Raw genomic sequence first — 8,577 nt, 5'->3', positions numbered from 1 at the left:
TGATCCTGATCGGGATAAAACCCATGGCCGGATATGGCGCATAACATATACAGGAAAGGAATTACTGAAACCTGTAGATATGAGCCGTCTTAAGATCGGTCAATTACTGGACCAATTAAAGGAATACGAAGACAGAACAAGATACCGCGCCAGAATTCAACTGACGGAGTTTCCTGAACAAGAAGTTTTAGCAGCCTTGCCAAATTGGCTTCAAAAACTAAACACGGCTGACAAGAATTATGAGCAATACCAATTGGAAGCTTTATGGATGTACCAGAGATTACATCAAACAAACGAAATTCTTTTAAATAATTTATTAAAGGCAAGAGATGCCAATATCAGGGCTGCGGCGACCCGGGTTTTATTTTACTGGAGAGATTACTTGAAGAACTCCCAGGCAAGGCTAATAGCAATGTCTAAAGATTCTTCTCCAAGAGTACGTTTGGAGGCTATTGTATCCCTCAGTCACTATAAGAATGAGGCCAGCCTGATGGCTTTACTGTCAGCTTCAGAAATGCCAATGGATGACTATATCGTTTATGCATTAAAGGAGAGTTTTAAGCATTTGCAACCCATCTGGATGGAGAAGTTTAAGAAGGAAAAAAACTTTCTGGCAAATGATCCAGAAAAGGCAAAATTACTGCTTCAGCCGCTTTCCTCTGCCGAAGTATTAACTATGCCAGGCTACTTTAAGAATGATCCGGATGCTGCTATTTATACCAGAAAACCCTTGTCAGATAAAATTTATGATGATTTTGCGGATGTAAAGGCGTTTTCGGATTTCAGGAAAACATTAATTACAGAAGCTGATGCAACAGTTTCAGAAGTAAAGGATATTAAAGGAAGAACTGTAATCCAATTATCAACTATAAGCAGCAAAATGGCCTATGATAAGCTTGTAATAAACATAAAGGCAGGTAGTTTGGTTTCCCTTATTTTTAAGAATCCTGATGAAATGCCACATAATGTGGTCATCATAAAACCCGGTTCAACTGAGACCGTTGGAAAGGCTGCAGATGCGATGGCAAGCAGGAAAGATGCTTACGAAAAGAATTTTGTTCCTGCTATTCCCGAGGTACTTTATTCCACGCCGCTTGTTGCTACCGGTGCTTCGTTCAGGCTTGATTTCAAGGCGCCCGCAAAACCTGGTGAGTATCCATTTATCTGTACTTTTCCCGGGCATTGGCGGATTATGAAAGGGGTGATGAAGGTAAATTAGGATAGGAGATAAGGAGGTATGAGGGATGAAGTCTGAAATCTGAGGTCTGAAATCTGAGGTCTGAAGTTTGAGGTCTGAAGTCTGAAGTCTGAAGTAAGAGGTATGAGCTATGACGTATAAGGTGTCAGGTACATATTATCCTTGGGAGTCTAGCTTTCAAACCATTTACACCGAATTTGAAATTCATTGAGCTAATGGTGAGCAATGGACATTCAGCTATGGGCTTTTAGCTTTAAGCTTTCGGCTTTAAGCTTAAAATTCGCCCGTTCGATTGAATTTTTCCTTTACATTTTTGCTGAACTGTTGGAGATTTTGTCTCAGGCTTTCTAAAATTTCTTCAGAAGTATGCCCTGCTGCATTACGTGCTGCAGGAATTATGGTATTACACTCATAGGCTGGAAGCCTGTGATTCCACATAGCTATCTGCTTTTGCTGTTTTAAGGGTAAAGAATTCAATCATCATTTAATTGATGGACTAATGTGGGTGCAAATTTCAACACGGGCATTTGTTTTACTAGGTTATTTGAAATAGGCAAATGGTAGTCAATCAGGTTTAGTCTCAATGGAAGGATAGTGCAAAATATAGCTAACATTAGCAATCGTTTATCACTAATAGCCTTGACATCCAATTGGGGGCATATCAAAAGCCGAAAACTAATCTCTTGAAGCTATTAAGCCCTAAATCCAAGGTAAATTTTATTGCTAATGACGAAAATTCTGTTTAAGTTTAAATTAAATTCTTACTGCAGAGTAAGATTGGCCGGTCCGGGAGATTCTGGAATTTAGATTAAACCTGGCAGTGTATGCTCAGAATAGCTTGAGGCTTAAATATTACAGATGAGTTTCTAAATGTAATGTACTCAATGGATCAAATCCCAAAGAAACAATTTTTGAATTTTATTTTTCTGAAAACACTGCTGGTGTACAGCCTTCCCATATGGTTTTTATTAGGTGTTTTTTTGCTATTCAATGGAATTTATACAGAACTTCTCAACTATTCCGACCTGACCAACCGTACAGATAAGGTTTACAGCAGTTTCAGAAACCTGGGAGTTGAGATGAATAAAGCTGCTACAGGAAATTCGGAGCTTATTGAAGACAGAGGCAAGCTGAAAGACCTGACGCTTTTTTTTGCGGATAGTCAATACCTTATCAAGCAATTAGAGTTGTTGAATGGGACAGCTAACGATACACTTAATTTGAGAATTGCCCGTCAGTTGGATAATGAAATCCATGCGGAGCTTCCCTGGATACTCGGAACAAAGGTTTTAGACTCTTCTGTTCAGAGTATCACAGATCCTCATATTACTGCATTGCAAAATATTGATTCCCTGATCAATGCCGGAATCAAAAGGAGCAGCTTTATACTGAATTACAGGCGAAAGGAATTTGAGAAGTCTCTTTGGAATCTGCAGCTATGGATTATTGTATTTTTTGCCCTCTCAATTATATTATTGGTATATACCAGTTATCACCTCTATAAAGAGAGAGTAAAGACAAAGCTTAAGGAATATGAGCTTGGAAAAAGCGAAAAGCGTTTCAGGACACTTGTTGAGAAAAGTACAGACATCATCGCTATGCTTGATAGTAAAATGTCTCCTGTTTATCATAGTCCTTCAGCCGAGCGCTTTCGCGGATATAACCCTGATGAGGGTAAGAAGGCAATTGAAATGGATGATGTACATCCCGAAGACAAACAAAGGCTGACAGATGTTATCAATCTGGTAATAGCTAAACCGGGCAAAGTTGTTTATGCTTTGTTCAGAGTGAGACATAAATTGGGTCATTATTTATGGCTTGAAGGTACTTTCGTGAATTTACTCCAGGATCCTGATTTAGGTACAATAGTTGCCAATATGCGGGATATTACCGAGCGCAGAAAAGCTGAAGATGACCTGAAGCGGAGTATGAAAGAAATTTCTGATTATAAATATGCACTTGATGAGTCAGCAATAGTTGCAATTACAGATCAAAAGGGTGTTATTGAACATGTTAATGATAATTTTTGTGCAATATCAGGTTACACTAAAGAAGAACTTATTGGTCAGGATCATCGCATAATAAACTCTGCTTTTCATCCTAAGGAATTTATCAGGGGTTTATGGAAAACAATTGCGAATGGCCAAATATGGAAGGGAGAATTAAAAAACAAAGCAAAGAATGGCAGATACTATTGGGTAGATACCACTATAATTCCCTTTTTGAACTCCGATGGAAAACCTTACCAGTATGTGGCTATTCGTTCTGACATAACTCAACGTAAGCAGGCAGAAGAGGAATTGCACCAGAAAACAAGGCAGATTGAGGATATCCTTGATCGTATTGATGAAGGATTTATTGCATTAGACAAAGAGTTCAGGTACACCTATGCTAACAAAAGAATTGGGGAAATGACCGGACGTGAGCCAGCATCTTTGATAGGTAAAAATGTATGGGATGAATTTCCGGAAGCAGTTGGATCAGCCACCCAAAAGGCTTTCGAACATGCATTTAATGAGCAGTGTTATTTATGTGATGTTGATCATTATCCTCCTCTGGACCTGTGGCAGGAAAACCATATTTACCCTTCAGAAGATGGAATTGCTGTATTTATCCGTGATATCAGCCAACAAAAGCGGCATGAGCAGGCAATTAGTACCGCTTATCAGCGTTTAGCCTTCCATTTCACGAACACTCCGATGGGGGTAATGGAATGGGATCCGGAAGGGAAAGTGGTGCAATGGTCTCAACAAGCTGAAATCATATTTGGCTGGAAAGCCAGCGAGATAATTGGTAGAAATTTTTCTGAGCTAGAAATTATCTTACCTGAACAGGCAGCCTCAGATCAACAATTGAACCGTAAACTTCTTAATGGTGAACTGGAACGAGTAATTGGAAGCACAAAAAACATAACCAAAACTGGCAATATAATTTTTACCGAATGGTATAATTCTGTTCTAAAGGATGATGAAGGAAAAGTAATATCTATTGTTTCATTCATAAATGACATTACCGTACGAAAGGAAGCTGAACATTTGATAATCAGTCTTAATCAGGAATTGGAAAACAAAGTGCTTGCCCGTACAGAACAGCTTGAACAGGCCAACAAAGATCTGGAGGCTTTTTCATATTCTGTATCACATGATTTACGTGCACCTTTAAGGGCTGTAAATGGATTTTCGACAATGTTACATGAACTGTATCGCGATAAGCTAGATGAACGTGCCGAACGATTAATATCAACTATTGTCTCCAGTACCATAAATATGGGAATGCTGATAGATGATCTGCTGAAATTTTCACGTCTTGGCCGTAAAGAGTTGACTATTCAACCTGTTAATATGGATGCACTTGTCAGGGATTGTCTCCAGGAAATAAGGATTTCTTATCCCTCCCTTAATGCTGAAATCGGGATAGAAACCTTACCAGACTGTCTTGGAGATCAACTGGTTCTTCGCCAGGTTTGGATGAACCTGATTGAAAATGCAGTAAAGTACTCTTCTACAGTAGATTCTCCCCGGATAGAAATTAACTTTAAAGAAACTGAACGAACGGTAACCTATTTGGTTAAGGATAATGGAGTAGGTTTTGATATGCAATATTATGATAAATTATTCGGAGTTTTTCAACGTCTGCACCGGCAGTCTGAATTTGAGGGTACCGGCATTGGTCTGGCCCTCATCAAAAGAATAATTGATAAACACAATGGAAAGGTCTGGGCAGAAGGAGAGGTAGGCAAGGGCGCTACATTTTATTTCACACTATCTAAATACAATAAATAATGGTAAAAGAAGTAGAAATTTTATTAGTTGAAGACAGCGAAATCGATGCAGAGTTGACAATATGGTCTTTGAATAAGATCAATCTCGGTAATAAACTTTTCCATGTTAAGGATGGAAGCGAAGCCCTCGATTTTATTTTTAAGCGCGGGGACTTTGAGGGTAATAAGTCTGCAAATCCTAAAGTTATTTTACTCGATATTAAAATGCCAAAAGTAGATGGACTCGAAGTCCTTAGGCAGATTAAAGAAAATGAGCTTACCAGGACTATTCCTGTTGTCATTATGACATCCTCAAGGGAAGAGCAGGATTTAATTAAAAGCTATAGTTATGGAGTAAATAGCTTTGTAGTTAAGCCTGTTGAATTTGGAAATTTTGCAAAAGCAGTAAGTGAGCTGGGATTGTATTGGCTGATAACAAATCATGTGCCTGGTAAATGATGTCATATCCACTAAACAAAATTCGCATTCTTCATCTGGAAGATCTTTCGGCAGATGCTGAATTGGTTGAATGGCAGCTCAGGAAGGAGGATTTTGAATTTGAAATAATGCTGGTAGATAATCGTGAAAGTTACCGGGATGCGCTTCATACTTTTTCTCCGAATATTATCATATCGGATCACTCACTTCCGTCTTTTAACTCAATGGAAGCACTGATCTTAAAAAAGGAATGGAATCCTGACATTCCGTTTATATTGGTGACATCAACTGTTTCTGAAGAATTTGCGGTCAGGGTAATGAAGGAGGGAGCCTCTGACTATATTCTGAAGGATCGTTTGGAAAGGCTGCCATCGTCTGTAATCAATTGTATCGAGAAATTCAAAGCCGAACAAGAGAAACTGAAAGTCAGGGAAGAATTGCTGGAATCCAGGGCTAATCTCAAAGCTATATTGGATAATACCGATACCGGATACATATTGATATCTCCTGAGCTTATGATAGCTTCATTTAATCAGCGGGCGGTGGAACTGGCTCAATTTCAGTTCAGCAAGGCTCTCAGGAAAGGGAGTTATGCACCTGATTTTTTTAAGGAAGACCGTAAACAACGTATTATTGAAATATTGAATAGTGCAATGTTGGGAAACAAGACTGAGTATGAAATTAGTTATTCCCAACCAGATGGTTCTTACCGATGGTTTTTTATCAGTTATGCAAGAATTTTGGATGCTGAAGATAAAATATTAGGGGTAATTATGTCTATTACCGATATTAATAGAAGAAAACTTTCGGAATTAGAAAAGGATTTGATTACTACTGACCTGATTAAGCGCAATTCTGCGATGGAACAGTTTTCCTACATTGTTTCACACAATTTGAGAGCTCCGGTAACTAGTATACTTGGTCTTGAATATCTTTTGAGGGATGGAGGCTTAAGTGAAGTAGAAAGGAATGAAATTCATAAGGCTTTAACAGATGCTACGGCCAACCTGGATACTATCGTAAAAGATTTGAATGAGATTCTGCAGGTAACACAGAATGCAAGTGAGCAGTTATCGGATGTTTCGCTGCAAGAATTGATTGATGGCATTAAGTCAGCGATAATTCACTCTATTGAGAAAGTACAGGCAAATCTGGTATGTGATTTTACTTTAGTTAATTCCATGAAAGCTGTCAAAAGTAATTTATATAGTATTTTTTACAACCTGATTGTAAACAGTATAAAATTTCACAGAGCAGGTGACCCGCCAGTAATTCTGATTACCAGTAAAAGAGATGGTGATTTGATAGTATTTTCAGTGAAGGATAACGGGCAGGGTATCGACCTTGAAAAACATGAGAAAAATCTTTTCGGACTATACAATACATTCAATGAGTCTTCAAGTGGGCGAGGTATGGGATTGTTTATGGTTAAAACCCATGTTGATCTGCTAAATGGAATGATTACAGTAGCCAGTAAAGAAGGGGAAGGGACAGAATTCTTGATATCCTTACCAGATATTGCCTAAATCTTGCTTAAATAAGTTGCAATTAAACAAGGTTAACCTTTTAGAAACATCATTTAAGCCTTATTTCCCGGCTTTTTATCATATTATAAATAGTAGATTTTCCGATATCCAGCTTTTCGGCTACTTTGACAACATTATTATCATTTTTTTCTAAAAAATATTGAATAATCCGGGCAGTATATTCCTTCATAGTTGTTTCAGATGCAAGCAGGTTGTCTTCTGTTTTAGCATTTGCAAAAACAATGTCGGTGGAAGTGATCTGAGTTCCTTCACTCATTACCACCGCAAGGTCTATAATCGCTTTTAACTCTCTGATATTGCCTGGATAGGTATAATTCATCAATTTGTTCTTGGCATCATTGTCAAGTATTTTCAGAGGCATTTTATTCTCTTTGCAGAATTCATCCAGAAAATATTTCGCAAGCAAAAGGATGTCATTATCACGAACCCTGAGTGGGGGAAGTTCGACAGGCATTCCGATTATCCTATAATAAAGGTCTTCCCTGAACTTGCCTAATTCAACCTGTTTGGCTAAATTTTTATGTGTTGCCACGATGATCCTTACATCCAGCTTAATAGGTTCATTACCACCAAGTCGGTATAATTCACGTTCCTGTAAAACCCGCAGCAGTTTGCTTTGAATACTCATGTCCATTTCACCAATCTCGTCCAGAAATAAAGTACCCTTATTTGCTTCCTCAAATTTTCCTGTTTTTCGGGTTAAAGCACCTGTAAAAGCACCTTTTTCATATCCAAACAATTCACTTTCGAGCAGGTCAAAAGGAATAGCCGACATATTAAGGGCGATGAATGGCATTTTATTCCGGTCAGAATTGTAATGTATTGCCTTCGCAGCCAGTTCCTTGCCAGTTCCGGTTTCACCTGTAATAGATACATTAATATTTGTTTTGGCAGCTTTTTCTAAAAGTGTAAAGATCTTCCTGATTGCATTTGAATTCCCCTGAATTATTTTATCAAGCGCATATTTTTGACCCAGTTCATCCCGCAGGATTTCAACTTCTTCCTTTAAATCCTGGCATTCCCTTATTCGCAATATGGCATTCCACAAAAGGTCTCTTGTATGATCATCTTTGACAAGATATTCTGCCACTCCCATTTTTAATAAACTAACCGCCGTAACAACTTTTTCCTGACCACTGATAATGATTACCGGCAAGGCGGGATTCTGATTTTTTATTCTCGAGAATAACTGTTCACCAGTCATATCCGGGAGTGAATAATCCACTGTGATAAGGTTAGGCTTGAGGTGAAGATTATCCAGGCATTCTTTGGCAGAACCGAAGCGGGTGACTCGATAATCAGGGTTTAAAGTAAGATGATATTCAAGAATCTCTCCATACCAGGGATCATCCTCGATAATAAAAATATGATAGTCTTTCATAGGCGGTAATTCCTTATTATAAATATACTCAATGAGAGGAAATATTAGCCGCTAATTGACAATTCTTTAATGTGATGCAATTCATGCATGCTAACCCGGGAGGCTAATCTGCGTTGTTTTATTTAGAGATAGATGGGTTAGGTATGGGTTTCCAGAATTTGGAATAAATTTCCATTAGCCGGAAGAAAATAAGATTTAAATAATTATTAATTGATTGTTAATCAGTCTTTTAAGTTCAAGGCATGCCAATTGT

5 protein-coding genes are annotated in these 8,577 nt (G+C 38.2%); 4 read left to right on the top strand and 1 reads right to left on the bottom strand.

From position 1 onward, the window contains the following. The 4 genes from Q8S11_RS13930 to Q8S11_RS13915 form a co-directional block, all read left to right on the top strand. Positions 1-1,219 (top strand): plastocyanin/azurin family copper-binding protein (locus Q8S11_RS13930; protein ID WP_305662727.1); only part of this gene is annotated, 1,219 nt, incomplete at its 5' end. Between the two features lie 863 nt (positions 1,220-2,082). Then, positions 2,083-4,980: a PAS domain S-box protein gene (locus tag Q8S11_RS13925; RefSeq protein ID WP_305662726.1), complete on the top strand. Its 2,898-nt coding sequence runs from the start codon at positions 2,083-2,085 to the stop codon at positions 4,978-4,980. Further along, positions 4,980-5,417, top strand: coding sequence for a response regulator (locus Q8S11_RS13920; RefSeq protein ID WP_305662725.1), 438 nt, complete (start codon positions 4,980-4,982; stop codon positions 5,415-5,417). The genes Q8S11_RS13925 and Q8S11_RS13920 overlap by 1 nt, the downstream gene beginning before the upstream one ends. After that, positions 5,414-6,922: an ATP-binding protein gene (locus Q8S11_RS13915; protein WP_305662724.1), complete on the top strand. Its 1,509-nt coding sequence runs from the start codon at positions 5,414-5,416 to the stop codon at positions 6,920-6,922. Before Q8S11_RS13920 ends, Q8S11_RS13915 begins: the two co-directional genes overlap by 4 nt. Positions 6,923-6,971: 49 nt before the next feature. On the opposite strand, the gene Q8S11_RS13910 is transcribed toward Q8S11_RS13915, so the two are convergent. After that, positions 6,972-8,324: a sigma-54 dependent transcriptional regulator gene (locus tag Q8S11_RS13910; RefSeq protein WP_305662723.1), complete on the bottom strand. Its 1,353-nt coding sequence runs from the start codon at positions 8,322-8,324 to the stop codon at positions 6,972-6,974. Positions 8,325-8,577: the final 253 nt, after the last annotated feature.

The sequence above is a fragment of the Daejeonella sp. genome (assembly GCF_030695525.1).
GTDB lineage: Bacteria > Bacteroidota > Bacteroidia > Sphingobacteriales > Sphingobacteriaceae > Daejeonella.
This window is presented reverse-complemented; position numbering and strand designations above follow the sequence as displayed.